General features: G+C 55.5%; 20 protein-coding genes. 3 read left to right on the forward strand and 17 right to left on the reverse strand.

Annotation, left to right across the window (positions count from 1 at the left end; all coding sequences use genetic code 11):
- Nucleotide 1: 1 nt before the first annotated feature.
- The gene (cysC, locus tag ACK6AU_RS06070; RefSeq protein WP_409298258.1) at nt 2-1,909 is read left to right on the forward strand and encodes an adenylyl-sulfate kinase; all 1,908 of its coding nucleotides are present in this window, start codon (nt 2-4) and stop codon (nt 1,907-1,909) included.
- Here the strand turns inward: cysC and ACK6AU_RS06075 are convergent.
- The 15 genes from ACK6AU_RS06075 to ACK6AU_RS06145 all read right to left on the reverse strand — a co-directional run bounded on the left by ACK6AU_RS06075 (nt 1,889) and on the right by ACK6AU_RS06145 (nt 21,559).
- Nucleotides 1,889-3,394, reverse strand: coding sequence for a mannose-1-phosphate guanylyltransferase/mannose-6-phosphate isomerase (locus ACK6AU_RS06075; protein WP_409298260.1), 1,506 nt, complete (start codon nt 3,392-3,394; stop codon nt 1,889-1,891). The genes cysC and ACK6AU_RS06075 overlap by 21 nt on opposite strands.
- A 215-nt stretch (nt 3,395-3,609) precedes the next feature.
- A complete protein-coding gene (locus ACK6AU_RS06080) occupies nt 3,610-5,217 on the reverse strand; it encodes an FAD-binding protein (RefSeq protein WP_409298262.1) in 1,608 nt (535 codons plus the stop codon).
- Nucleotides 5,218-6,483: an SDR family oxidoreductase gene (locus ACK6AU_RS06085; RefSeq protein ID WP_409298264.1), complete on the reverse strand. Its 1,266-nt coding sequence runs from the start codon at nt 6,481-6,483 to the stop codon at nt 5,218-5,220.
- On the reverse strand, nt 6,480-6,893 hold the full coding sequence (locus ACK6AU_RS06090) for a GtrA family protein (protein ID WP_409298266.1): 414 nt from the start codon (nt 6,891-6,893) through the stop codon (nt 6,480-6,482). Before ACK6AU_RS06090 ends, ACK6AU_RS06085 begins: the two co-directional genes overlap by 4 nt.
- Entirely contained in the window at nt 6,893-7,684 is a 792-nt protein-coding gene (locus tag ACK6AU_RS06095) for a methyltransferase domain-containing protein (RefSeq protein WP_409298268.1), read from the reverse strand. Before ACK6AU_RS06095 ends, ACK6AU_RS06090 begins: the two co-directional genes overlap by 1 nt.
- Nucleotides 7,681-8,682 (reverse strand): glycosyltransferase family 2 protein, encoded by a 1,002-nt coding sequence (locus ACK6AU_RS06100; RefSeq protein ID WP_409298270.1) that lies wholly within the window; start codon nt 8,680-8,682, stop codon nt 7,681-7,683. Before ACK6AU_RS06100 ends, ACK6AU_RS06095 begins: the two co-directional genes overlap by 4 nt.
- 91 nt (nt 8,683-8,773) lie before the next feature.
- Complete coding sequence (locus tag ACK6AU_RS06105) at nt 8,774-10,906, reverse strand: hypothetical protein (protein WP_409298272.1); 2,133 nt, start codon at nt 10,904-10,906, stop codon at nt 8,774-8,776.
- A complete protein-coding gene (locus ACK6AU_RS06110) occupies nt 10,903-11,838 on the reverse strand; it encodes a GDP-mannose 4,6-dehydratase (protein WP_409298274.1) in 936 nt (311 codons plus the stop codon). Before ACK6AU_RS06110 ends, ACK6AU_RS06105 begins: the two co-directional genes overlap by 4 nt.
- Nucleotides 11,822-12,856 (reverse strand): GDP-mannose 4,6-dehydratase, encoded by a 1,035-nt coding sequence (gene gmd, locus ACK6AU_RS06115; RefSeq protein ID WP_409298276.1) that lies wholly within the window; start codon nt 12,854-12,856, stop codon nt 11,822-11,824. The genes ACK6AU_RS06110 and gmd overlap by 17 nt, the downstream gene beginning before the upstream one ends.
- A gap of 137 nt (nt 12,857-12,993) precedes the next feature.
- The gene (locus tag ACK6AU_RS06120) at nt 12,994-14,526 is read right to left on the reverse strand and encodes a glycosyltransferase family 4 protein (protein WP_409298278.1); all 1,533 of its coding nucleotides are present in this window, start codon (nt 14,524-14,526) and stop codon (nt 12,994-12,996) included.
- Complete coding sequence (locus ACK6AU_RS06125; RefSeq protein WP_409298280.1) at nt 14,527-17,337, reverse strand: glycosyltransferase; 2,811 nt, start codon at nt 17,335-17,337, stop codon at nt 14,527-14,529. It lies immediately after the preceding gene.
- Complete coding sequence (locus tag ACK6AU_RS06130) at nt 17,330-18,715, reverse strand: ABC transporter ATP-binding protein (protein WP_409298282.1); 1,386 nt, start codon at nt 18,713-18,715, stop codon at nt 17,330-17,332. The genes ACK6AU_RS06125 and ACK6AU_RS06130 overlap by 8 nt, the downstream gene beginning before the upstream one ends.
- The gene (locus ACK6AU_RS06135; protein WP_409298284.1) at nt 18,705-19,523 is read right to left on the reverse strand and encodes an ABC transporter permease; all 819 of its coding nucleotides are present in this window, start codon (nt 19,521-19,523) and stop codon (nt 18,705-18,707) included. The genes ACK6AU_RS06130 and ACK6AU_RS06135 overlap by 11 nt, the downstream gene beginning before the upstream one ends.
- A 452-nt stretch (nt 19,524-19,975) precedes the next feature.
- Entirely contained in the window at nt 19,976-21,034 is a 1,059-nt protein-coding gene (locus tag ACK6AU_RS06140) for a glycosyltransferase family 2 protein (RefSeq protein WP_409298286.1), read from the reverse strand.
- Between the two features lie 336 nt (nt 21,035-21,370).
- On the reverse strand, nt 21,371-21,559 hold the full coding sequence (locus tag ACK6AU_RS06145; RefSeq protein ID WP_409298288.1) for a hypothetical protein: 189 nt from the start codon (nt 21,557-21,559) through the stop codon (nt 21,371-21,373).
- A gap of 523 nt (nt 21,560-22,082) precedes the next feature.
- Here ACK6AU_RS06145 and ACK6AU_RS06150 point away from each other — a divergent pair.
- Together ACK6AU_RS06150 and ACK6AU_RS06155 are read left to right on the forward strand one after the other, a co-directional pair.
- The gene (locus ACK6AU_RS06150; protein ID WP_185698219.1) at nt 22,083-22,454 is read left to right on the forward strand and encodes a CHAP domain-containing protein; all 372 of its coding nucleotides are present in this window, start codon (nt 22,083-22,085) and stop codon (nt 22,452-22,454) included.
- Nucleotides 22,455-22,464: 10 nt separating this feature from the next.
- Nucleotides 22,465-22,914: a DUF3828 domain-containing protein gene (locus tag ACK6AU_RS06155; RefSeq protein WP_185698218.1), complete on the forward strand. Its 450-nt coding sequence runs from the start codon at nt 22,465-22,467 to the stop codon at nt 22,912-22,914.
- Between the two features lie 61 nt (nt 22,915-22,975).
- Here ACK6AU_RS06155 and nirK read toward each other — a convergent pair whose 3' ends face one another.
- Both nirK and ACK6AU_RS06165 read right to left on the reverse strand, forming a co-directional pair.
- Nucleotides 22,976-24,067, reverse strand: a complete 1,092-nt coding sequence (gene nirK, locus ACK6AU_RS06160; protein WP_185698217.1) for a copper-containing nitrite reductase — start codon at nt 24,065-24,067, stop codon at nt 22,976-22,978.
- Nucleotides 24,068-24,170: 103 nt separating this feature from the next.
- Entirely contained in the window at nt 24,171-24,986 is an 816-nt protein-coding gene (locus tag ACK6AU_RS06165; RefSeq protein ID WP_185698216.1) for a YfaP family protein, read from the reverse strand.
- Between the last annotated feature and the right edge of the window lie 2 nt (nt 24,987-24,988).

Here is a 24,988-nt window from a genome sequence, read left to right on the forward strand (position 1 = left end):
CATGCCAGAGACCATCCTTCATCCCTCAAAGCACCAAGACACCGTTCGATCATCGCCTGTCGTCGACGCCCCCAAGCAGCACCAAGACTCCCTGCGCCTGATCACCTGCGGAAGCCAGGGCGACGGCAAGAGCACCCTGGTAGGGCGACTGCTGTGGGAACTGCACCAGGTTACGGAAGATGAAGCCGACAGTTTGCGTGCCAATTGCCAGCCCCATGCTACCCAGGCCAAGGACATCAACTATGCCTTGCTGGTCGACGGTCTCGCCGCTGAAAAAAAGCTGGGCATGACCATCGACGTGACCTATCGCTTCTTCTCCACCTCGCGCCGCGCTTTCATCGTGGCGGACACCCCCGGCCACGAGAGCTATACCCGCAATATGGTGACCGGAGCCTCGACCTCGGATGTCGCGGTACTGGTGGTCGATGCTGTGCAAGGCATGCGCACACAGACTCGTCGGCATGCCTGCTTGCTATCGGCACTGGGCATCCGCCACGTGGTCCTGGCGATCAACAAGATGGACCTGGTCATAGACGGCCAGCGAGTATTCGAGGCCATCCAGGACGAGTTCCAGGCAACTGCGTCCGCCTTGGGTTTCATCAGCGTCACGGCCATTCCCGTCTCCGCCCTGAAAGGCGATAACCTCACCAGCAGGTCGGCTCGCACCCCCTGGTACTCGGGACCGACCCTGGTCGGCTGCCTCGAAGCCCTGGAAATTCAGCGCGCCAGCAGCACCAGGGTGATCTTCCCGGTGCAGTGGATCAACAACCCCGACAGCGGTTTCTGCGGCCTCAGTGGCAGCCTGGTATCCGGCGAGCTGGCCCCTGGGGACGAGGTACGAGTCACCGCTTCGGGAAGAACAGCCAAGGTGGCTCGACTCGTCACCGCCGATGGCGACCTGCCCAAGGCTAGAGCCGGAGATGCCGTAACGCTGGTGCTGGATCAGGAGCTAAAGGCCTCACGCGGGGATGTACTCGCCCTGGCAGCCCAGCCATTGCCGATGAGTGATCAGTTCGAGGCTACCCTGGTCTGGATGGTCGAGGAAGCCGGGCTCATCGGCAGGACCTACGAGTTGAAGCTGGCCACCCAATGGACCACCGCCAGCATCACTACCCTGAAGTACAAGATGAATGTGGATACGCACTCCCGGGAGGCGGGCCGTCAGTTGGGACTGAATGATATTGCCGTGGCCACCCTGGCCCTGAGCACGCCACTGGTATTCAGCCCCTTTGCCGAATCGCAAGCACTGGGAGGGTTCATTCTGGTCGATACCTTTACCCATGCAACCGTCGCCGCCGGCATGATCCGCCATGATCTGCGCCGGGCACAGAACGTACATCGCCAGGCTTTGAGCATCACTCGCCAGGACCGCGAACGGCTCAATGGCCACAAAGGCAAGGTCATCTGGTTCACAGGCCTATCGGGCTCCGGTAAATCCACCATCGCCAATGCCTTGGAGCAAGAACTCCACGCCCAAGGCAAGCGCACCTACATTCTGGACGGCGACAATGTACGCCAAGGTCTAAACAAGGACTTGGGCTTCACTGACGCTGACCGCGTAGAAAACATCCGCCGCGTCGCGGAGGTGGCCAAGTTGATGATGGATGCAGGGCTGGTAGTGATGACCGCCTTCATCAGCCCTTTCAGGGCCGAACGCGAGATGGCCCGACAATTGATCGGAGAGGGACACTTCATCGAAGTGTTCGTCGATACCCCCCTCGAAGTCTGTGAACAACGCGACCCCAAGGGACTCTACAAAAAAGCAAGGAGTGGGCTGCTACCGAACATGACAGGCATAAGTAGCCCATATGAAGCGCCCGAAGAGCCCACCCTCAAGCTGGATACTTCGCACCTCGACTTAGAAACGACTATCCAGCAACTGCTGGCATTACTGTTCAATGAGGATTGAGGCCGCTTCCGTAGTCTCCAACCACTGGGGAACCGTGCGTCCGTAGTTATCCTCGAGGCGCACGATATCGTCTTCGCCTAGGTAACTACCCGACTGAACCTCGATGATCTCGAGCTCCACCTTGCCGGGGTTGTGCAGGCGATGACGCTCTCCGAGGGGGATGTAGGTGCTCTGGTTTTCACTTAGCAGGAATACCCGATCACCACAGGTGATCTCGGCAGTTCCCTTGACCACGGTCCAATGCTCGGCACGATGGTGATGCAGTTGCAGGCTCAGGCTGGCGCCGGGCTTCACGCCTATGCGCTTGACCTGGAATCGCTCGCCTTGATCGAGGCTGTCGTACCAGCCCCAAGGCCTGGCCACCCGACGATGCAACAGCGCCTGGGCCACCGAACGATCGGTCAACTGCCCAACCACTGACTTGATATCCTCGGCACGACTCATGGGCATGACCAGTACCGCATCGTCGGTATCCACGATGCAGACATCGTCCAACCCCAGGGCGACCACTGGCCGCCGGCCAGCCGCATGGACATAGGTGCGCTGACAGTCGAACAGATGGGCATCGCCCTGGCTGCTGTTGCCCTTGTCATCGGCAACGCTCAAGTCGGCCACGGCATTCCAACTGCCCACATCGCTCCAAGCGCCATTGAAGGGCAGCGCGCAAATAGGCCGGTGATGCTCCATGACGGCATAGTCGATACTTTGCGACCGGCAGGCATCGAAGGAAGGCCCGTGCAGCGCAACCGACTGAACGGCGGTCTTGCCACTACGGGTAACGACCGGTGCAGCAGCCTCCCTGAGGGCTTCCTTGCAAGCCGCAAGGATATCGGGGGCGTGCAACTCTAGTGCTCGTCGCCATTCTCGGGCCAAGCCCAGGAAAATCCCGGCGTTCCAGTACATGTTCCCTTTGAGCAGCAACTCGGCAGCTTGAGTGGCCGAGGGTTTTTCGATGAACCCCTGCACCAACAGTGCACCGGAGTCCCGCCATGGATCGCTCGCCTCGATGTAGCCATAAGCACTGCTTGGGTAGGTGGGGAATACACCAAAAGTCACCAGGGCACCGCCCAGCGCCGCGTCCTGAGCCTGACGCACGCGCTCGACGAATGCCTGCGCATCAGGAATGTAGTGATCGGCCGGACAGAACAGCAACAGGGCGTCGTCCTCGGCATGCAGGGCGGCCACGGCAATGGCCGCGGCGGTGTTGCGAGCGCTAGGCTCGAGCAACACCTGGCCACTTAGCTGACATTGTTCAAAGGCATCTATGACCAGGAAACGATGCTCGCTCGATGCCACGCACCAAGGGTGCGAGCTAAGACCGCTCACTCGCTCCAGCGTGAGCGCCAGCAGACTGCGCCCACCCAGAAGAGGCATGAACTGTTTGGGGTAGCTCTGTCGGCTCAAAGGCCACAAGCGTGTACCCGAACCGCCACACAGAATGACGGGCTGAATCGTGGTGCTACTTCTTGAACCGAACGGTGACATTGGCAAAAAATCCATTATGTAAAGTACATTGACCATCCATACAGCCTACCTGTGCGCATCGCAGCAGCCAGAAGGCTTAAATCATCCACTCCCAGCTTAGTAAAACCAGCAAATCGCCCAGGCCTGGATCCGCCCCAAAAGAGGCGACGTAAAAGCCCTCCCCCAGCTTGCCCAAGTAAGAGCGACCAGCAGCTGTGAACAGCACGGCCTTGGTTCTAGATATCGTTTCCAACTGCGGTCAGTCTTTGAGCAAGGTACCTTCCGATCCGATCGGCATTGGCCATGATCGTCAGGGTATGAGACTTGGCAGGCAAGGCGGACAAACTTGCTCCGTCCACTACATGGATGCCGGAAGCGCCCGCCAGTTCCCCATAGCGATCGGTCTGGCCAACAACCGGTTCGACATGCATCGGCAGGGATGCCGCGTAATGAATATCAGCCCCTGGCAGACCCACTTTAAAGCTGCTTGGGATCAAGACGGCACCCAGTCGTCGGAAGCTTGAGCGTAGCAGGCGCTCGGCCTCCTTCATCAACGCAGCGACTTCCTCCCGATAGCCTCCGCGAACCACGAGCTGATCTTCATCACCTAGACGAAGGTTTGCTTGCGTCATCGCCCCTGGAAGGAAAACGTTGCCTATCACGCAAGAAGGTAATAGCGATGTCAGCAAATCCACTCCATAACGCTTGCCGAACGGCATGTAACGAGCAAACTCGGCTACCGGTATTCCCGTTGCACTGAACAGCGAACCGAACGCCTGAACATCGCGGCTCAGTCCAAGGGAAAAAGATAACTGTCCAAGGCCGAATGCAGCCTCTTGACCTCGCCCGAGATGCCGAGGCAACCACAACATGAACGCCGCAGTCGGGCATGATTGCATCGGCACCGGGGCCCGATGATCGACGGCTTGCAATGCCAGCCGGGTTGACGCCAACGTTCCAGCCGCTAACAGGACACGACGGGCGTGCAAAACCTCAACCCCTTCCTCACCCCATCCTTCGACGGTCACCCCACCCTGCTTGCTGATGACTCGCTCCACCAAAAAACCTGGCTTGTAGTGAAATCCCTGCCGACTGCGCAGGCTATGCAGATCTTCGGTCGCTGAGTAAAGCGCGCGACGCCCACATCCCCACAAGCAGTTGCCGGAGCGATCGCATGCATGACGCCCTGACCTTGGCTCTGTCAGGACCGCGACTCGACTCCTGCCCAGACGAAAACCATTGCGTTGCAGCCTCTCTCGGTGCTGCGGATACCGCTCAAGCAGACTCGCATGCAAGGAGTCGACGGGCACCGGCTCTTGCGACCATTCATCCAGGCCGAAGAACTCGGACATGTCGTCATCGCGAGCGCCGCTCACACCAATTCGCTTGGCCACCTCACGGTAAGAGTCACGCATATCGGAAGGCGAAAACGGATAGTCGGCTAGCTCGGCAGCCGTCAGGCAGGCTACACCACATCCCCATGCATTGGACAAACCGCCTGGGGCCAGTGAACCCACGGCGACAAAATCAGTCGCATCGATGCGATTAGCTCGTTTGAAACCATCGAAAGTTGCCGCATGGGTCGGTACCCGCAACTTAGGTGAGACCGCATCCGTCAGGCGCAGGGCGTGGAAGTCCTGCCCGATCATCCAGTTCCATTGGCCAGCATCATGTTGACGCAAATCCAGGAACTGCCCGTTCGGCGGAGCAAGCTGGGAGGTCTTTCCACCATCGACCATCAATACACGCAAGCCTGCCTCGACAAGTGGAAATGCTGTCGAAACTCCGGCGGGACCGCTTCCTACAACGATGACGTCGAATTCAAGATGATTTTTTTCACTCATCTACAATGCTCCTCGCCGCCCGACCCGAGATAAAAAAGGCCGCAAGACAAGTTGCACAATACGGCGAATGGTTTCACTGGATAAAGCTCCAAAAATACGCAGCATTCCCCGAAACCTGCCACCCGGCCTATCTAGACCGAGAAAACGTCCAGCGCCCTGCGGGCTCGCTTCTGCCACCATCAGGGCCGCATCGACGCGCCACGCGAATTCACGTCGAAAGGCATCGTCGATACCAGCCGCACCGTCAAGCAACGCCAACAAGGTAGGCAAGCGCAACATCAGACCGGGTAATGGCAAGACGCGCCCCGCCTTGAGTGCTTCGATTGCCCTGGCATAACGGCGTACCAATGCATCAGCAGGTCGTATCCGCAATACATAGGTCAAGAATGCTCGGCCCTCGGCGAGCAGTTCGCGCCGACCACAGCCAGATCGTGTCATGCCTGCGCCAAGCGGACGCAAGGACACCGACACTCTCTGCAGGTCACCGGCCGTATCCATTGGTTTCAAGGCGAACAGTGAGAGCAAGCGCTCCAGGCCCAACCTGGCACTCAGCCTGGCGCCGAACAATGCAACCAATATACGGATAGCCAAAGTGGGTACAGGCATGCAGATAGGTCGACGATTGGTTCGCCCTCGGGCTATGGCCTGCAGAAACGTCGTGAAACCGACGCCCTCCACTGCCGCGATGCAGAGCACCGTCGATGGTGCCTGTGCAGGACTAGCCAGCAACGCATCAACGAGATCGTCCACGTGCACCGGCTGCACGTATGGAGTTGGGAGGAATGCCGGCAAGACAGGTAAATGCCTGACCAGCCTGCACAACAATCCGAAAAGTCCCAACTCGGGTCCGCCATAGACCTGTCCCGGGCGGACGACCCAACCACCTGACGCAAGCACCTTGCCTTCGATCTGCCACTTTATCCGTCCATAGGCAGTGGGAGCATCGGCTCCAGCTGCCTGACTAGAGACAAATACGAAGCTCGCCCCTACGACGGCAGCCGCATCGATAAGCCGCTGGGCAGCATTCGGCTCCACGTCTTCTGAGTCGAAATCGTGCTGGGTATTGACCGCTAGATGGAAAACCATCGCGACATCAGCAGGCAGCTGCAACGGCTGGGTGTTGGCAAGGTCGAAAGCCTGCCAAGCCACCCCAGGCTCGGTAAATGGACGCCGAGACAGAGCCAAGACCTCATGGCCAGCAAACCTCGCTGCACGGACCAGGCGTTGGCCGATATAACCGGTCGCCCCAGTGATGGCGATCCTCATTGGTTACCTCGGTTATCAATATTCCGGGGCTGCGCCTCACCAGTACTCAGGAATACATACCGCTTGCTCAAGCCATAGTTGAAAAAAACGCAGATGACATCGGAAACGAACTTCGCAGCGACAGCCAGGGGAATCAGCCACAGCAGACCGCTCAGCACCAATGCCGAAAGCGGGACATTCAAAGCTAAAAGCGCAAAATAGCGCACAGCTTGTTGCAGGCTCCCTGCACGCTCCACTACTCCGAAGGTGAAGCTACGGTGAGCAAAGAATGCAAATAACGCAGCCAATATCTTGCTGGCCACATTGGACATCAACGGATCGATGCCGTAATGGCTGAACAGCAGAACGAACCCACCCATGTCCAAACCATAAGCCAGCACCTGGATCACCAGGTAACGTACGAACCGCATCAGCCTTTCTTCCGTATGACCACTACATGATGCAGAGCCAGCCAGCGGTTCAATGGCGATAGCAGGCGCTGGATCAGGGAGAGCAAGGGACTGGCCCAGTTCGGCCACAACTGGCGAAAGTTGAGCCCACCGGAGAACAGGTACTTTAGGTAGTTGTCGCAGGTTTCCTGATGAACGATGTCCAATTGCGGAAATCTGCGTTCAAACTCGGCTCGGTCCCGCTCAAAGACAATGTAGCTCAGAGCCTGGTTGGCTCCGTTCATCGGCCCCGATGCTGGTGTTTCCCAGGAAGGGAAATCCTTGTCGTATCCCTCGGTACGGAACATCCGGCGGAACAGGAACGCCGCGAATGGCCCGTGGTAGGGCTCAAGGAGGATCACTCCGCCACCCGGTACCAAGACTCGCTCAAGCTCTTCGAAAAAAACACTGGGATGGGGAAAATGGTGAAAGCAGTTTTGGCCAAAGATGACCCTCACCGAACTGTCCGCCAGGTCCAGTCGCTCTGCGTCCAGCACTCGATCCAGCCCAGGCCCTGGAACGATATCGGTCGCCAGCACGTCGGGATATGAGTTGCGGATCGGAGAGACTCCAGCTCCGAGCTCCACACGCTCGCCAGCCCCCGACAGGAACTGTTTGTCGAGCCGTTCAAAGGTGTGGTGAAAACTTGTAAAAACCTCTTTCAACATGGGCTTCTGCTCGAGCATACGACCATGCACAAGCAAGCGTTCGGAGTCATCCACGTCGATATTATTGACGCTTGGGTCCCTCAGTAAATCAGCAAGCCAGCTCATGCAAGTTCTCCAGCATAATTAACACCAGGCTTACGGTTATTCCGATGAAGGGGGCGGATAGGAACAGAGGCTACATCGTAGCCAACGAATCCCAACAGGAACTGAATACCGGCGATGATCGGCAGTGCCGACATCATCACCGTACCCGCAGGGGTAGAAACTCCCATATGTGCAGAACTTATCCAGTTGTAACCACCATAGACAAGACCGAATCCGAGAAACAACAGACCGAGCGGCAACTCTATTGAAGCGACCGACATATCTCGCAGGTAGTAGCTATAGAAGATACGTTTACTGAAATTCCGGAGGTGTTTGGCAAGAAATTCTCCAACAATTTTGGATATTTTCAGATTACTCACTTCATCGACATACTTGGCATTCATCGGCACATCCACCACCACCGCACGGATTGTATTTAACCGGAATAACATATCCGTCTCAAAGAAGTAGCGCTGGCTGATTTTCTTGAATGGCAAGTGCCTAGCTACAGTCACATGAATTGCAGTATAACCATTGGTTGGATCGAACAGGTCCCAATAACCCGATGATAGCTTGGTCATGAATGACAGAACGGCATTACCAAACAGCCGTATACGAGGCATGGCGCGGATTTCTTCCAGATCAAAAAAACGGTTGCCCTTGGTGTAGTCGGCCTCGCCTGCAAGGATCGGGGCGATGAAATCAGGGATCAGGCTTGGATCCATCTGGCCATCACCGTCGACCTTTACAATCACCTCCATGGCGTCCTCGATAGCCGCTCGATAACCCGTCATGACAGCCCCGCCGACCCCTTGGTTCTCGGCGTGACGCAGTATAGTCACGCGTTCATCCTTGCAGTTGGCCTCGATGAAATCCCCTGATCCATCAGGGCAGCAATCATCCACGACATAGATACGCAGCACTTCTAAGCCAATACCTTCAATCACTCCCAAGATGTGATTTTTTACTTTATAGCAAGGAATTACCACTGCGACTTTCGGCTGCAAATTATCTTTCATGGCAATATTTTTTCCGCTTATAAATATGAAATCAACCAATAATCAATAGTGCCAACAAAGCAAACTCCCTATGCATATACCACTAATGACCTCATTGCTTCTTGACTTCATACAATACGACACCCCATAGCTCAGCCACTTTGGTGAAATTCTGCTCAATGTAAGGAATGAGGCGCGCGCGGGCTGAGGGCCAGGTTTCTCCATCTATCACTATGTGCGTCACCCTATTAGCCTCCAAGTAGCGCTCAAACTCTGCAACATCAAGCAGCTGGGTTTCACGACTACTCCAGCTATAGTTGTGCCATGTGGTGTAGATAGTCCGCCCATTGAAATAGGCCCCGTACGGACATCCCAACAGCAATACGGTAGGAGTCTCGCGCATCGAGGCCGCTAGTATGTTCCCCAGGTACCGATGGCCCCTGAGTGTTTCCTCGGAATAATTAGTCGACGGAACTCCACGGAAATGCCCGGGAGACAGCATATTCGCTGTTGGAATATGCATCATGCCGTTGGTGAAACGACCCGATGGCATACCAAACAAGTTCGCAGCGAGCAAGCTACCAAGAATCACTGCCCATACACCGCTCTGTGGTTTCCTGATGACAACATGGGTGTAATAGGCAAGGCTGGTCGCCAGCAACAGCAGCCCTGGCAGCAGGTAACGCAAGTACTGAATCTGAGCGCCAACAGCCGTCAGGTAGATGGTTCCGACAACGAAAGGAACCAGCGCCACGAGATTGCGTCGGCATAGCACGACGAGGCTTCCCATACAGGCCAGCAAGAACAGAAGCACGAGGCCCATGGAACCATCACTGGACTCTTCGTAGCGGGATGACTCGAAGGTCATTCTCCAAGGCAGGTTCCAGTCAACATGATCTATCCAGCGACGGTCCAGAAAGTTTCTAGGAGCCCAATAGGGCGACTTGAAGATTTCGTTGTAGAAGGGGAAGAGCGGGTTTCCGGTCTTCAGCCAGGCCACCACGTAGAAAAACAATGCCAAGGCCAATGTCACCATCAGGATCACCGATAGCCGGAACCGGTCCCGGGTTGTCCCAAGCTGGCGCCAGTTGATCACCAGCACCAGCAGGACCAAAGGAGCCAGCACCAAGCCAAAGGTCTTGGTGGCGCTTGCCCCTGCGGCACAAAGCCCCGCCAGTAAAGCCAACTCGATGGATCGGTGACGTAACGAGGAGGTCATCAGTACCGCCGAGGCCAGGATGAAACCGCACAGGGTCACCTCGATGAAAAGCCCGGAAACCTCTCGCACGAACATTGGTACAAAGGCAAATACCGCAGCCATGGCTATCCCGGTCGCACGCAAGCGAAAGCCACCTCCGGTGGCGACCAGGGCTAATACCGCCAGAAATTGCAGTACCAGATCGACCTTGACCGCTTCAACTCCGCCAGCGATGAACATCGCACTGAAATTGAACTGGGGGGCCAGCGGCATGACTGCGAAGACATATTCGCTGACGTCATAGGCCCAGGAGCCCTTGGTTTGCATTTCAAGCGCGATGCGCATGTGCATTGTCGCAGCGTCCCCATCGAATCCGGGATGCACCGTTGCAACAATCAGCAGCATGATCGAAAGAAGCAGGAAAAACCGAGGAACTTTCGAACCGCTTACCGCTCTCAGATAACGCGGCCGCACAATGAGAAGACCGCGTAGTACACGTACTGCTTCAGCCCTTCCGGCAGGCGCGAGCAGTAGCAGTAGTGCCAGCAGGACGCCTTCCATGAAACGCGTATTTATAGGGAAGAAGCTGAGCAACGATAGGACCAGCATGAATATTGCTTTGCCAACCCAGAACGCCAGCGCTACTCGCGCCACATCCGAGCGAGCGAGCTGGGAGCGGGCTTGCCGACCTATCAATTGGTATCCCAGCGCAATGGTGACGAAGGCGGCAACCAAACCCCAAAGGGTGGCGGCCGGCCCCGCCATCAAGGCCAAGGCAGCGAGTACTGCCGCCAAGGCATTGGCAGGGTGTCGTCCCAAGGTGGCGACGAGTGCCACCACTGCAATCACAGCAAAACAGATCGCAACATTGTGAATTTCATAAGCAGAATGCCAAAGAGCAAGCAGCGCGGTTGCCGGCCTGCCATATAGAAACAAAGCCAGAGCGCCACACATAAGGCAGGCCAGAGCAAACTGCAGACCTAAAGGAACAGTTCCACGGGCATACCAGGGAGAAATGAGGCTCAACGAATTGCGGATGGGGCTCACGTACTTACATTTCCTATGTATTCAAGGCCATTACGAAACATCCACTCCAAGGTCTTCAACAACGGTATCGGTTGATAATCGCCCACCAGACCCTTCAACTTGCTTACATCGCCCTGCAGTCGCTTGACTTCATTCGCACGGACAAAAGATGGATTCACCCTAACCTCGATTTCGTGCCCAGAGATCTTGCTCATCATCGCCAAGACCTCTCTCAACGACACCACCTGTCCTGACCCTACATTGACCACCTGTCCTGCCGGAACGACTTCCAGCAACTTGGCATAGGCTTGGGCTACCACCCGAACATCCGAGAAGTCACGCTCGACATCAAGATTACCCAGCTCGATAACAGGAGCTCGCTGCTGGAAATGAGAAACGATTTTCGGAATCAGGAAATGTGGCGCCTGCCCAACACCCGTGTAGTTGAATGGCCGCGTGATGACTATCGGCAGGCGATCCAACCACAATCTGGCCATGTATTCCATGGCTAGTTTGCTGACGGCATAATCGTTCGCCGGAGCGAGGGAGACCGCCTCATCGATCAGCTCCACTGGAGCATTCCCATACACATTGGCACTACTGGCCAGCAACACCGCACGCGGGGTACGAGTCAACCCAGCCAATGCTTCGAGTAGATTTCGTGTCCCTACCACGTTGGCGCGGTAAATGGCATCGGCTTCACCGTGGGCAACGAAGGAAATGGCTGCCAAGTGGACAACCACTTCAGGCTCGATTTCCTCGACCACCCGCCGTAAGGCAGCCAAGTCGCAAATATCAACCCGAAAGCAGCCAGCCGCCTGTTCCTCTGCCCCATTGTGACGAGTGCCAAATATCTCATATCCAGAACGGCGCAGTTCCTCGGCCACATAATGGCCTGTGAACCCCTCTAAACCGGTAATCAGCGCCCGTGGTTTATCAGAAGGAGAATCCATCGGCATTTCTCCTCAAGTCCGCTTCGACCATCATGGTGCATAGATCTTCTAACGTGGTCGTCGGGGCCCAACCCAATTCGTCCTTCGCTTTTTGCGGGTCGCCAATCAGCAACTCTACTTCCGCAGGGCGATAGAATTTCGAATTGACACACACAAGCGTCTTACCCGTAGCCGAATCGATTCCGACCTCATTCTCATCCTTATGCTGGAATTCGATATTGATACCGGCCGCCTGGAAGGCCAAGCCGACGAAGCTCCGTACGGTTTCGGTACGATTCGTGGCCAGCACGTAGGTGTCCGGGCGCTTGGCCTGCAACATTAGCCACATTCCCTCCACGTACTCTGCGGCAAATCCCCAATCCCGACGAGCATCCATGTTGCCCAGCTCCAGGACATCCGCCTGACCAAGCTTGATCTTGGCCACTGTATCGGTAATTTTCCGGGTTACGAATTCACGGCCACGCAAAGGAGATTCATGGTTGAAGAGAATGCCGCTAGAACCAAAGATGTCATAGCTCTCGCGATAGTTGATTGTCATCCAATGGGCATATAGCTTGGCCACACCGTATGGGCTGCGCGGATAGAAAGGTGTGTCCTCTTTCTGTGGAATTGCCTGGACCTTGCCGAACATCTCGGATGTGGAAGCCTGATAGAACCGAGCTTTAGGATTTACAATTCGAATCGCTTCAAGCAGGTTCACCGCCCCCAAACCGGTTATTTCGGCGGTGGTGACAGGTTGATCGAAGGAAACTCCAACGAAACTCTGGGCCGCCAGATTGTAAATTTCATCAGCTTCGGTCGTTTGTAGCAGGCGGATGCTGGCCGATAGATCGGTCAAGTCGTACTCGACAAGATGCAAGGAAGGATGACAGGCGATTCCTAGCTCCTTTATCCGCCAGAAATTAACTGAACTTGACCTCCGGTAAGTTCCGTAAACGACATAGTTCTTTTCAAGAAGGAGTTTTGCAAGATAGGCACCATCTTGCCCTGTAATTCCGGTAATAATCGCGCGTTTCATTAACCACCTTGCTCAAACAGTACTAACTTGATGTTTCCCACATCAACCTCTGCGGCAACCATCATGATTTAAGGGATGAATCATCCGCCAGACGAAAATACTTGCTAAAAAGCAAATCAGAATAGTCTGAGCGAATATCAGTAGGCGAGCCCACTGAATGCCTTACGAACTCGTTCCTGAAAACTGGCTCGAGCAAATCGCCCTATGGATACCTGAGCCCTTTTGCCAATTTCAGCCAGATTTTCCGGCGGAGCATTCACCAAGCTCCCCATCTGCTTTGCAAGCATTTCGTAATTCGAATAACGAAAACCCAGTTCCTCGCTTGCGACAATCTCCTGTTGACCTGCAGCATCGAACACTACCGGAACACAAGCACAAGCCATAGCCTCGCAAGTGGTCATTCCAAAATGCTCGAAACGCTCAGGAAACTGCTCAACATGCTCTCCCCAGCCAGCCCCGTGCCAATATATAGAGGCTTTGCGATAGTAGGTAAGCAAATCGGCGAATGGCAAATCAGGAAGGATATCTATTGGATGCCCCGAGCAAAGCTCGGTAAGACGATCGAAATAATCCAGATGCATCTGATGTTCTCGATGCCGAGAGCCGACAAACACAAGACGCCAGCCGTCAGGCATAATCCCTTCCTGACACATGCGAATAAATGCTCTCGCTATCTCATGATGCTTCTTGTTGTGGCCACCAGCGAAGAAACGTCCAACAGTCAGGATAATTTTTTCTTTTTGTATCGAAGAATCCAGATCGAAAAGACTGGTGTCGATGGGCGGCTGCAATTCAGTTGACGGCAAACGCCAGCGCCGATCGATCCACTCGGAGGTGAAATGAGATATTGATATGACCCGATCATAAGCTCGCAGGGATTCGCTAGGGCTATGCAGTTTGCGAGGTAGCTTACCGCCCCAGTTCAAGGATCGAGTGTCGATGCAGGCCCCAAGCCGCCGGGAGTCGGAGGAAAGGCCAAGCTCGCTCATCACCATTGGCTTGCTGAAGATAGAAAGCATGCGCTCCCGACACTTATCGATTTTCCCGCATTCCACACGCAGGACATTATCTTCGACCAGCCAAGGAAGTTCTTCTCCATCGACCCGCACGGTTTCTATACCGTTATAGGCTTCCGGCCATAAAGGAATCTCCAACGTCGCTGCCGAGGACATCATCAGTACCGCTTCAGAAGCGATCCAGGCTCGCCCATCAGGTTCTACTTCATAAACTCCCGTCATCGGTACGACGGTTTCGCCTCGCAATCGATTGAGGCGCAACAAACGGCGCTTATTGCCAGCTAGCAGATCCCGGCCCCATTGCCGAACTTGCCCACGCATCGAAGAAAGCGCATCGATGCGATGTGGAAAATAGCAAATCAGCGCCGACTTCTTGGAGCGCGGCATCATCGAAGAAGAATAAGTACTATTGACGAACAAATCGTAGTGCGAAGACAAAGGTGACAAACGCTCACAGGTTTCATTTGGCCACTCCCGCATCGAGCACCGCGACAAGTCCAAGTGCAATCTTGATTCCAGCCGCCCCCAATCCACTGGTTCAATCGATATCAACTCCACCTCGTGGTCCCAGGACAATATCTCGGCGACTGAGCCGGTATAGTTTTCGCCTCCACCACAAGTATTCCAATATCGATTGTAAATACCAATTTTCATTCAGCGATCCTTTCGCAAAAGTGCACGTAGACGTTTTCCCAAGATGGAAGGAATCATCGACGCTGCATTCAGAAGTGCCTTGAATTCAATTTGCACAGGAGTCATGTCACTCAACGGAATGCCTCGCCACGACCATAAACCATGATGTCTGTTACCACGAGCAGCTCGCAACATCGAACGGGCGAAAAGAGCAGTTAGTAGCAGTAGTTGAGCCGCCCCGGCATTCTTGAAGCCGTTGAGCCGATAATTACGCGTTACGTGATAGCGAAAACCCGGTGACCACTCGCCACTGCTACCTGCATGAATATGACGAACCACCGACCGAGGCTCAAAAAGAAGTTTCCATCCGGCTTTACGAATACGCCATGAAAGATCGGCATCCTCGTAATACATGAAGAAACGCTCATCGAATCCGCCATGTTCAAGGAACAGATTACGAGGCATCAGTACGCTACAACCACAGAAAGCCTGCAGTTCGTTGGTTTGGTCAAACTGACCGGAATCAGGCTGGTTAATGCCAATATCTGCTGCATTTCCCATATCATCAAGCGCGCTGCCCGCATTATTGACGACCCATTTTGCATGCTTGGACAAATCGGCTGGAACATCGAATTCGAACTCTGCAAAACCTTCCATCACTTGGCAGGTGCCAAGCGATTGCCCTTCGCACTCGATCTCCAGAGAAACGCCTTCCGGCCGCCCTGCTGTGGTGGCCACGATCCGGAGCTTCAGTGGCCCGCCCAGTTGAGCCTCAGCGACAGGAAGCATCAACTCTGCCGACTCGCCGGTCCAGCGTACGACTCGATCCTCAGGCCAACGCTCCTCATGGTAGAACCCATCCCCGACTATGGGTTTGACATAATGGACGCCCACGAAGGAGGTTTGCGAAAGATCAATCGCCACCCCAAGCAAGCGTCCATCGCCAGCGCCCGGCGAGTAGACCGGGGCGCGTAGCCTGATCTGCAGGAACCGCTTGAAATATACGATCTTGGGAGAAACTGCTCCGATTCGCTCCCCAGCCGCAGTCCGTTGCACCCAGGTCGCTACGAGCCCTTCGAGCCATGAATCGGCAACCACCGTGTCGTTGTTGATCAAAGCCACCAATGGCGAAGTAGCATGGCTAACACCAAGGTTGTTACCGCCCGCGAACCCCAGATTGACCTCGCTGCGTATAACCTTGACCCGCGGACAGACTTGCTGGAGATACTCAAGGGAACCATCGTCGGATGCGTTATCCACAACAATGATTTCTGCTGGCGCCAACGTCTGGCATTGAAGGCTCGTGATCAACTGGCGGAGAAATACCTTTCCGTTGTAATTAACTGTGACCACGCTGACCTTGGGCAGAAGCCGGTTCAGCATCTCTGCCTGACGCGCTTCGATATCAGCAGAGTGCGCCTGGCGCTCCAGCTCGAGACGTTCGAGCTCCAGTTGAGAATCACGCCTGATCAACTCGACTTGAGCCCGCCAAGCAGACTCCTGATTGGCCAGCATCTGCTCACGCTCGTGGGCAATGCGCTGGATTTCGCAGACATGTTCGGTCGTTATCTGCCCGACCCGCTCCGACCATGCTTTATCTTTGTCCTCCAACATCTGGTCACGCTCATGCGCAATTCGCTGGACTTCAGAAATATGATCAGCCGCTAGCTGTTCAATCCGCTTGGACCAGGCCTTGTCCTTGTCTACTAGCAACTGATCGCGCTCACGAACAATTCTCTGGTTTTCCGTAATATGATCGGCTGCCACCTGCTCGACTCGCTCCGACCAGGCCTTGTCCTTGTCTTCCAGCATTTGGTCACGCTCATCGGCAATCCGCTGAATCTCGGCGTCATAATCGGCCGCCACCTGCTCGACCCGGTCCGCCCAAATCCTATCCTTGTCCTGCAGTTGCGTATCACAATCGATGACACGCTGTTCCAACCTGATGGCCAAACCTTTGCTTTCCTGCAACGATGAGGTCAGGCGCTCGACGATGCTCTCGCTCAGAGGGCCCAGTGCTCTGAGCAGCACCTCCGTATCAGCCAACGATACGATCGAATAGATTTCACGGGCATTCAGGCATAAACGACCTTTTTCAATCCATGTCGTCATATCCAACGCGACAACAGTGGCGAGCGGGAGATTTGCGTCCTCAATGTTGCGCGAGCAGCTCAGACCTACATAGAGCAGATCGTCGACGATACAGATGCCACGGGTGTACCCATCCAGCACAACCGTGCGCAACAAAGTTCCATCCCACGCATATTCGCGAACCTCCTTGCACTCGGAATTTGCAACCAGCAGGTTCCGGCCGTGAGGAACAAGGCTATGGGGCTGTGATAGCCGCTCTACATAGCGCTGTCCTGAGAACAGATCCTGAATGAAACCGCTGCCTTGCGTGGCGCCCTTATAGCCTCGTGTCGTTTCAAAGGTCCCGAAGGCGGAGAAGACTATGGTGTCATTCCAACGAGCCAGGCAGTTCAGATGCCAAGAATCCCGCTGCTCGGAAAACGCCCAGCGGCCCGTCTCGTTGCCGGCGCCATCGAAGCGGACGACTTCGTTGCCTGTCGTGCCAACCACATAGCACCCATCGCCATCGAACAGCACGTCATGGATATCGTCGAACAGTGTCGCATCGCCGCCCAACGACCAGTTGCGACTTCCCGTGAGCGATAATGCGCGAGGCTGCAGTCCGCATAATACCGAGTCCCCCTTCACATCAAGACCAGTGCAAGAAGACGAGTCCAAACGGCTGGCCTTACCTTTGTGAAGCAGGAAAAGCCCCCCATCATTCGGACACGAAACCAGCAAACCATCAAACAGACTATGCATTCATTTCCACCGCGCACTCAAAGCCGAAATCGACCAGCTCAGTCGCTCGATTGTCGAGGACTGGCAACACCCGAAAGGCGAGTACATCCGCTTTCCGGTGCAGCACTACTTCTTCCTTCGAGTCGTCACACCCGAACACACCCGCATTCAGGAAAAACACCCCTGGATTCAAATGACATGTAAACGAGTACTCGACCGAGAAGCGTGTCCCCGGCTCAACCACCAAGATTGCCTCGGTAAGGGTCGGTGCCGACAATCCGCCTCCTAATGGCACCCCTGTAGATGCCTTGATCAACATGGCAAAGCGCACATTCGTCACAACACGATCAAAACTCACATCGTAACGGAATAAATACTTGCGCCCTCGCACCAATCCGTTCACCTGCGCTCCATCGAGCGTGCAGATGCGAGCATCGCCAATCACCGCTCCGCGGGACTCGAATACGATCGTGCTCTGCGGCACGAATGCTGGATCGAAAGACTCCTGGTCCCGATCACTGGTTTCGCAACCCGACACACTGCCTGTAATGCCCAAGGCATCGCCCTGCGGCTCGCTAACGATCTGCACGCAATCGCGGGCGCGCATGGCCTCACGCACCTCTTCGCGCGTATCAGCCGGCGCATAAAGAAGCTTCTGGTAACCTCCAATAATACGCTTAGGCTCCCCCATGGAGAGCAGCTCGCCGGAGTCCAGAAGGATTGCACGGTCGCACAAGCCGACCACCGTCGCACCAGAGTGGGAAACAAAGAGAATCGTCGCTCCCGAACTCCGTATGCTTTCGATCCTTGAGAAACACTTGCGCTGGAACAGCTCGTCGCCCACGGACAAAGCCTCGTCCACCACCAGAATATCCGGGTCGACGTTGATAGCCACTGCGAATGCCAACCGCACGACCATTCCACTCGAATAGCTTCTAACTGGTTGTTCGATGAACTCTCCGATCTCGGCAAAGGCAGCTATGTCCTCAAAACGTCGATCGGTTTCTTCCCTGCTGAGCCCCAGCACCGCTGCATTCAGGTATACATTCTCACGTCCGGTAAACTCTGGATTGAATCCCGATCCGAGTTCCAGCAAAGCAGCAATCCGGCCATGAGTCTGGATACTGCCGCTAGTAGGATTGAGCGTGCCGCAAATCATCTGCAGAAGGGTGGATTTGCCACTGCCATTGCGTCCGACTATGCCGACGGTCTCTCCTTTGCGAATCTCGAAACTTACATCATCCAGAGCTCGGAACTCACGGTAGTACTGCTGTGCTGTCATACCGAAAGCACGCTGAAATCGGGGTAGCAAAAACTGCTTGAGTCGATCACGGGGTTGGTCGTAGATGTGGTAACACTTGCTCAACCCCTCGACCTTGATGGCTACTTCAGAGGACATCGGCAAACCCCTTGCGCGTCTTCTGGAACCATACAAAGCCCAGCCAGGCGATGACGAACGTAGCCATCCAATAGACGGCTAGCATGGCGAAGTCTGGTATCGCACCGAAATAGAGCACGGCCCTGGCCTGCTCAATTACCGGGGTGAGGGGATTAAAATAGAGCAGATAGCGATAGTCCTCTGGCAATGCCGTGGCGGGATAGAAGATCGGGCTCAAGAACATCAGCGAAGTCGTTATCACCCCAATGATCTGAGCGACGTCCCGCAAATAGACTCCTAAGGATGCCAGTGCCCAACTCAAACCCATGATCAGCAGAGCGAGGGGCATCAGGATCAAGGGGAGATAAAGTACTGCTATGTGGGGAATGCCTATCAGCAATACATAAGCCAGTAACCAGACCACGAGGCTGACGCCCATGTGGAACAGCGCTGAGAGCAATGTAACGAAAGGCAGAATCTCCAATGGAAATACCACCTTCTTTACATAATTGACGTTGGAGAGAATGAGCCCCGGAGCACGATTGATGCATTCGGCAAACAAGCTGAATACCATCAAACCGGCAAACAGCACCAGAGCGAATTCAGTCCTTGACTCGCTACCGCTATTCCAGCGGGCCTTGAACACGATGCTGAAAACAAATGTATACACCAACAGCATGAAAACCGGATTGAAGAACGACCAGAGCAACCCCAGGGCAGAGCCACGATAACGCCCCAAAACCTCACGTTTAGTAGAAGCGCCGATAAGCTGTCGATAGCGCCAAAGGCTGCTCAGCATTGCTGCTGGGTTGGCAGGAAAGTGCTGCATCAGGCAAAGGTCTCCATACATGCCGAGGTCAGGCTGGCCAGTTTCCTGACGGAGAGTTTCCGACGCAACCCCGATAGACCATTACAGCAATTGCTCAAAATACTCCAAGTGACGCCCCTTTCACTCGCATACATGCAATGAACCAAGAGGTTCATGAGGCCTTGATGTTCCATGCTGCTCCTTATTACTAAAAAATCTTGCACCACGGGCCTGACCAGGAAACTTCCAAGAGACAGAACCAAACTGAGGAGTTTCGCAGCATGTTGAAATGCAACAGGAAGGAAAATTCCGCTTCAAACCACTACCGGTGGCGAGGTATCGCCATGGCACGTCTCATCCATGCCACTGGCTTGGCTTCCAATGAGTTTGATGTGTTCATGGCCCTACCATCGATCAACGGAGGAAGGAATCGCACCCGGCGAACCTTTGCCTTCAATGGCCAACGTCATCAATTAGATTTTTCCGAATATTGCGGCTGCGATCAGCCCAAGGTTGCCGAGGAGCGTTTGGCGATAAACGCCTGCACGCTTCAAATTGATCAGTCGCGGAACCACGCTCATCTTGCGAGCACTGACGAAACGCTGGAGTGTTTCCCGGCTTTCAGGAGTCAGCCTGTGGTCCAAGGCATGCAGTGCTTCGATATTGCTATCGTTCCACTGCTTGAACCGTCCCTGAAACAACATCCGCATACGTTTCAAGCGAGCCGCCCAATTGGAGTTTGTTCCAACCAGATTGGAAGTATGTTGGCGGTAGCGCAGGGTAGGCTCGCTATCATAGAAAACCCGGCCCCCACAACCAGTGACAACGATGTATGCCCACCAGTCATGGGTAATCACCGACCTGTTTTCCCCAGCCTCGCGTAACAATTCCCGCGCGGCATTGTTGAACATCATGGTGTTGCCGCCGCCAATGTTCTGCATTATCGCATTCGCAAAGCTAGGCGGATTGGTGAAAAGCGGAGACACACCGATCTCATTATTATTGACATCAACCAACCGAGTGCGTGAACAGTAAAGTGCTGGCACTTCTGCAGGTACGGACTCCAGCCAGCGCACGGCTCGAGCCAGCTTGTCCGCTTCCCAGATATCATCCTGATCGGAATAGGCATAGAAATCGGCCTTGATATGCTCCTTGCAGGTTAACGAGAGAAAATTCGCGGCAAAACCTTCTGCCGGTCCGGAACAAATAAACAGGCTGCCTTCAGCCCATTTATGCTGATAGGACTCCAGTATTGCGCGAGTATCGTCTTCAGACCCGTCGTCGGAAGCCCATACCTGCCAATTCGAATGAGATTGAGCCTCGAAAGATGCCAACTGCTCAGCCAAATAGCGCTGACCATAGTAGGTACACAACAAGATAGCGACTTTCGGCAAAGCCATATCCACATCACTCCTACACTCAGCTTCAAAAACAGGCTGCACACCTGAGGAGTTCGATTCGCCGGTCGATTGAACTTCAAATAGATTGTTGACTGAGAAAATTTCAGTGTTTGACAGATTATATCTAGGCATCCACCCGCCTTAACTGCGAAGAAACAAACTCACACTGTTCTGAGCACTGCCCATAGCACTCGTTTACGGGGGGAGGGGCCGGCCTTCATTACATCCCTTAGCAATAGCAGATATTTGCGCCATCGCCTTGAACATCCAAAGAACCCTACCTTCCCCCCTTGGTATCCGGCAATGATTGCGCCTAGCCATCATCAAGAGCTCGTGCAAAACCAGCACTCGGGCAATTCACTCGAATTTGACCAAGAAACCAGACATCAACCACGCTCCAGTGCTTCCCAGTGCTTCTGAATTTCAGATCATCCCAATCAGCTTGCCGGACAACATACTAGCCGCTATTCAACAAAGACCATTTAATTTCAGAAACTTCTCCACTGAAATTTTGCCACTCGTCGCAAAAATAGATGTCCGGCCAGAAGCGTAATACTGGCCTTGGGCCTCGCCCTGGCATTTCGTCGGTATGGACGTATTTTCATCGCCCGCTGTACCTGATTTCCGGCTCATAATCCAACGTTGCACGAGTTTCATGACAATCCCGCCTCTGATCGACCACTTGCAATGCCTCCCCCTCCCTCGACGAGAAACAGGGTTATGGTGCTGACTCAACGTGCTCCTGACATACCCTCTCCATTTCTCTTAAGGGTAACTGCTGAGCATCGAGGCATGATTGAAAACAACCATGAACATGAGACACGATCCATGGTTACTGCCAGCATTAGCAGCAACGCGGGCAAGGCGCATCACATGCAAATTTCGCACCCAAGGTAGCCGGCAAGATCGTACTTCTAACTCCTACTGAGCATCCCGCTCCTGCCTAATGCAGGATGAGACCACGACCAGCGATACGGCGAGTTACATTCCCTGTCTAGAGACACGGACGGTCCACAGCTCGAACGATGAGCGCCCCTCAAGTAAAATTTCGCCTTCGCTCATCATCAAATGACTGTGAACCACCACCCAAAGCACCATCATGAGGCACTTGGCCAGTATTTCAGGGACACGACTGACGCGAATAAAATCGCCGCTTTCCAGGACTCTCGGATGACACGGAATGTGGAATAAAGAAACCGCCATCAGTCACTTGAACTCCCACGCCCATGCGGGCAGCACCGGGCGCTGCGCGGCTTATACCCGACAGGCCATCGAAGCCGGTGGTGGCGGCGTAATCCTGCACAGGAAGCACTCGGCCAAGGACTTCGGCCCCTCCCTGACCGCGGCGGGGTTCGTCGAGCAACCTGCCGGCCAGGCACCGCAGGCCGGCGACGTGGTGGTCATCCAACCCATCCCCGGCCATCCCCACGGCCATATGGCGATGTTCAACGGCAAGCTTTGGGTGTCAGACTTCAAGCAGATGCATGGCTTCTACCCTGGGCACTCCTATCGGGTACAGAAGCCTGAATACAAAATCTACCGTCATCCATAAGGGGTTCCCCATGAGAATGCTCTTCTGCTCGCTGCTGGCGGCCATTGCCCTGCACCAGCCGCTGGCCCTGGCCGACTGCGCCAGTTCGCCCAAGCCTGCGACCCAGGCGTTCTACAGCTGGTACCTGCAGACCTTCAGCCAGGACAAGGATCCAGTAACCGACAACGCTCCCGAGATGAAGAAGTACGTTTCGGAATCGCTGATCGCCAAGATCAAAAAACAGATGGCCAGCCCCGATGGCCTGGAAGAGGACTACTTCCTCAAGGCCCAGGACTACATGGATGAATGGCTGACCCAGATCCAGGTCAGCGAGCCACAGATCCAGGGCTCCAGCGCCAAGGAGCAAGTGACCTTGGGCAGCACGCCAGACACCACCCAGATCGTCGACGTGCGCATGGTCAAGGACAAGGGCTGCTGGAAGATCGATGAAGTGATCTCCACTGCCGATCAAAGCGACTGACCCACCCTCATCCCGCGCCGGAACCTGCAAGCCAGGGCCCGGCGCGTTCTGCAACCGAGGCTCAAGGCTTGGCTGGCGCTATCGGCCCCGGTGCCTTGACCTGGGTCATCAGGTCGTCATCCCACTGCCCCTCGACCTTGACCTGCGCCAGAGCCCCCAGATCCATGGCCTCGATCAGGTTGTGACTGAGGTACACATAGGTGCCCGGCTGCTTGAAGGTATAGAGCGCCGCCAGAGCCGAGCCACCGGGGATGAACCAGGTTTCCAGGTTGCGTTGCGGAGCATTGGCGAACTTGCCGGTGGTCCAGACCCAGTCCCCATGGCCGCCGATCAGATGCGGACGGCTGTCGCGATTGGCCTGCGAGTGAATGAACAGCACGCTTTCGCCGACCTTGGCGGTCAGCGCGTTGGCTCCGGTCAAGGCGCCGACCCGACCGTTGAACACCACGTGACTCGGAGTCAGGGTGCGCATCACCGCGCGGGTATCCGGGTAGCTGGAGGCCAGGTTCGGATAATCCTTGTAATGCCCGTCCTTGTCCTTGGGAATGTAGAGGTCGAACTCGCCGATGGTATAGGCCCGGTCGTAATGCAGGGGCTTGCCAGCCGGGTCTTTCAGGCCATCGCGCGGCAGCACCATCAGGGTGCCACTCATGCCTGAAACCACATGCCATGGCACCATGCCCGAAGGAGCGCAGTGATAGACGAAGGTGCCACTGCGATCGGCCTTGAAGCGCAATACCACTTCCTGGCCCGGGGTCACTTGGGTCAGCGCCGCGCCACCCAGGGCGCCAGTGGCCGCGTGGAAATCGATGTTATGAGGCATGCTGTTGCTGGCCGGGTTGCTCAGGGTCAGCTCGACGTAGTCGCCCTCGTGTACCACCAGGGTCGGGCCAGGCATGGAGCCATTGAAGGTCATGGCTTGCAGCGTGGTGCCCTGGTCATCCACCACCATCTTTTTCTCTTCGACGCGCATGTGGAACTGCATCACCTTGGGCGGTCCGCTGACCACCTGCTCGTGAGCGTGCACCTGGGGCGGCGTCACCAGCTCCACCTTGACCCGCTGCAGACCGTCCGCACCCGCTGCCAACGCCAGGCCAGAAGCACAGCCGCCAGCTACCACACACCACTTCAACCACGATTGAAAAGTCCCCATGCTTGCGTTTCCTTGCCGACGAATGGTGACTCATTGCAAGGCAAACGCCGGGCGCCGGTATTGTCTCAGGGCAATAAACCCATGAGCCGTTGACCGGCGCCGATCATGGATAACTGAAGCTGCGCACCAGGGTCAGTTCGCCAGGGGCGCGCATCGGCACGATGAACGATTCGCTCTTCTCGTCCGGCGTGCCTTCCTCGGTGATCACCGTGACCTGGGCGGTGGTCAGGGGTTGCACGGCGTTATCCTGGCCGCCGTCACCGTCGTCGTCAGTGCGATAGCCGCCACCGTAGTAGTTCACATACACCAGGTACTGGCCCTTGAGTGGTGCCGGCATGGAGAAGATCTCCGGCCCGTAGCCGGTGGTCACGTCGACGTCCAGGGCCGCACCATTGGCAGCCACTCGATCGCCGTACCAGATATGGGCGCCATCCGGGGTCACCAGGTGCAAGTCCAGGTCGGTGTTGTCGCTGTCCCAGGACAACAGCACCCGCAGCTTGGGCGGCGTGACGCCACCGCCGGTGTTGAGGAATTGCACACGCTTGCGCTGTTGTCCGTCGGGGCTGCGCACTTCGACGCTATTGCTGCCGTTGGGGAACGAATAGGGCCGGTCGAAGCCACCGTCTTCGTCCACCTTGAGCGGCATGCTGACGCCATTGACGATTAGCTTGCCCGGCTGCGAAGACTTGGGCGCCCCCTTGATCTGCCCACGGATGCGCGCGGTATCGGCCTGGCCTTGCGGAGTGTTAACCGAGGAAGCCGGGTAATTGACGCTCTGGCGATACTGTTCGCCGTCGTCGGCGCGAGTGCGCCAACCGCCTTTGGGAGTGTCAAGCTGGATGGCGCTGTCGGCCAGGGCCACAGGCAGGCTGAACATTCCACAAAGGAACAGGAGCAGCGGGGAAGCAGGAAATTTCATGA

Source organism: Pseudomonas sp. KCJK8993 (assembly GCF_046230915.1).
GTDB classification, from domain to species: Bacteria; Pseudomonadota; Gammaproteobacteria; order Pseudomonadales; family Pseudomonadaceae; genus Aquipseudomonas; species Aquipseudomonas piscis.

Bases quoted from the DNA above. Each gene is read 5' to 3' on its own strand.
- cysC (WP_409298258.1), top strand. From the start codon at position 2: ATGCCAGAGACCATCCTTCATCCCTCAAAGCACCAAGACACCGTTCGA.
- ACK6AU_RS06075 (WP_409298260.1), bottom strand. From the start codon at position 3,394: ATGTCACCGTTCGGTTCAAGAAGTAGCACCACGATTCAGCCCGTCATT.
- ACK6AU_RS06080 (WP_409298262.1), bottom strand. From the start codon at position 5,217: ATGAGTGAAAAAAATCATCTTGAATTCGACGTCATCGTTGTAGGAAGC.
- ACK6AU_RS06085 (WP_409298264.1), bottom strand. From the start codon at position 6,483: ATGAGGATCGCCATCACTGGGGCGACCGGTTATATCGGCCAACGCCTG.
- ACK6AU_RS06090 (WP_409298266.1), bottom strand. From the start codon at position 6,893: ATGCGGTTCGTACGTTACCTGGTGATCCAGGTGCTGGCTTATGGTTTG.
- ACK6AU_RS06095 (WP_409298268.1), bottom strand. From the start codon at position 7,684: ATGAGCTGGCTTGCTGATTTACTGAGGGACCCAAGCGTCAATAATATC.
- ACK6AU_RS06100 (WP_409298270.1), bottom strand. From the start codon at position 8,682: ATGAAAGATAATTTGCAGCCGAAAGTCGCAGTGGTAATTCCTTGCTAT.
- ACK6AU_RS06110 (WP_409298274.1), bottom strand. From the start codon at position 11,838: ATGGATTCTCCTTCTGATAAACCACGGGCGCTGATTACCGGTTTAGAG.
- gmd (WP_409298276.1), bottom strand. From the start codon at position 12,856: ATGAAACGCGCGATTATTACCGGAATTACAGGGCAAGATGGTGCCTAT.
- ACK6AU_RS06120 (WP_409298278.1), bottom strand. From the start codon at position 14,526: ATGAAAATTGGTATTTACAATCGATATTGGAATACTTGTGGTGGAGGC.
- ACK6AU_RS06125 (WP_409298280.1), bottom strand. From the start codon at position 17,337: ATGCATAGTCTGTTTGATGGTTTGCTGGTTTCGTGTCCGAATGATGGG.
- ACK6AU_RS06130 (WP_409298282.1), bottom strand. From the start codon at position 18,715: ATGTCCTCTGAAGTAGCCATCAAGGTCGAGGGGTTGAGCAAGTGTTAC.
- ACK6AU_RS06135 (WP_409298284.1), bottom strand. From the start codon at position 19,523: ATGCAGCACTTTCCTGCCAACCCAGCAGCAATGCTGAGCAGCCTTTGG.
- ACK6AU_RS06140 (WP_409298286.1), bottom strand. From the start codon at position 21,034: ATGCCTAGATATAATCTGTCAAACACTGAAATTTTCTCAGTCAACAAT.
- ACK6AU_RS06145 (WP_409298288.1), bottom strand. From the start codon at position 21,559: ATGAAACTCGTGCAACGTTGGATTATGAGCCGGAAATCAGGTACAGCG.
- ACK6AU_RS06150 (WP_185698219.1), top strand. From the start codon at position 22,083: ATGTGGAATAAAGAAACCGCCATCAGTCACTTGAACTCCCACGCCCAT.
- ACK6AU_RS06155 (WP_185698218.1), top strand. From the start codon at position 22,465: ATGAGAATGCTCTTCTGCTCGCTGCTGGCGGCCATTGCCCTGCACCAG.
- nirK (WP_185698217.1), bottom strand. From the start codon at position 24,067: ATGGGGACTTTTCAATCGTGGTTGAAGTGGTGTGTGGTAGCTGGCGGC.
- ACK6AU_RS06165 (WP_185698216.1), bottom strand. From the start codon at position 24,986: ATGAAATTTCCTGCTTCCCCGCTGCTCCTGTTCCTTTGTGGAATGTTC.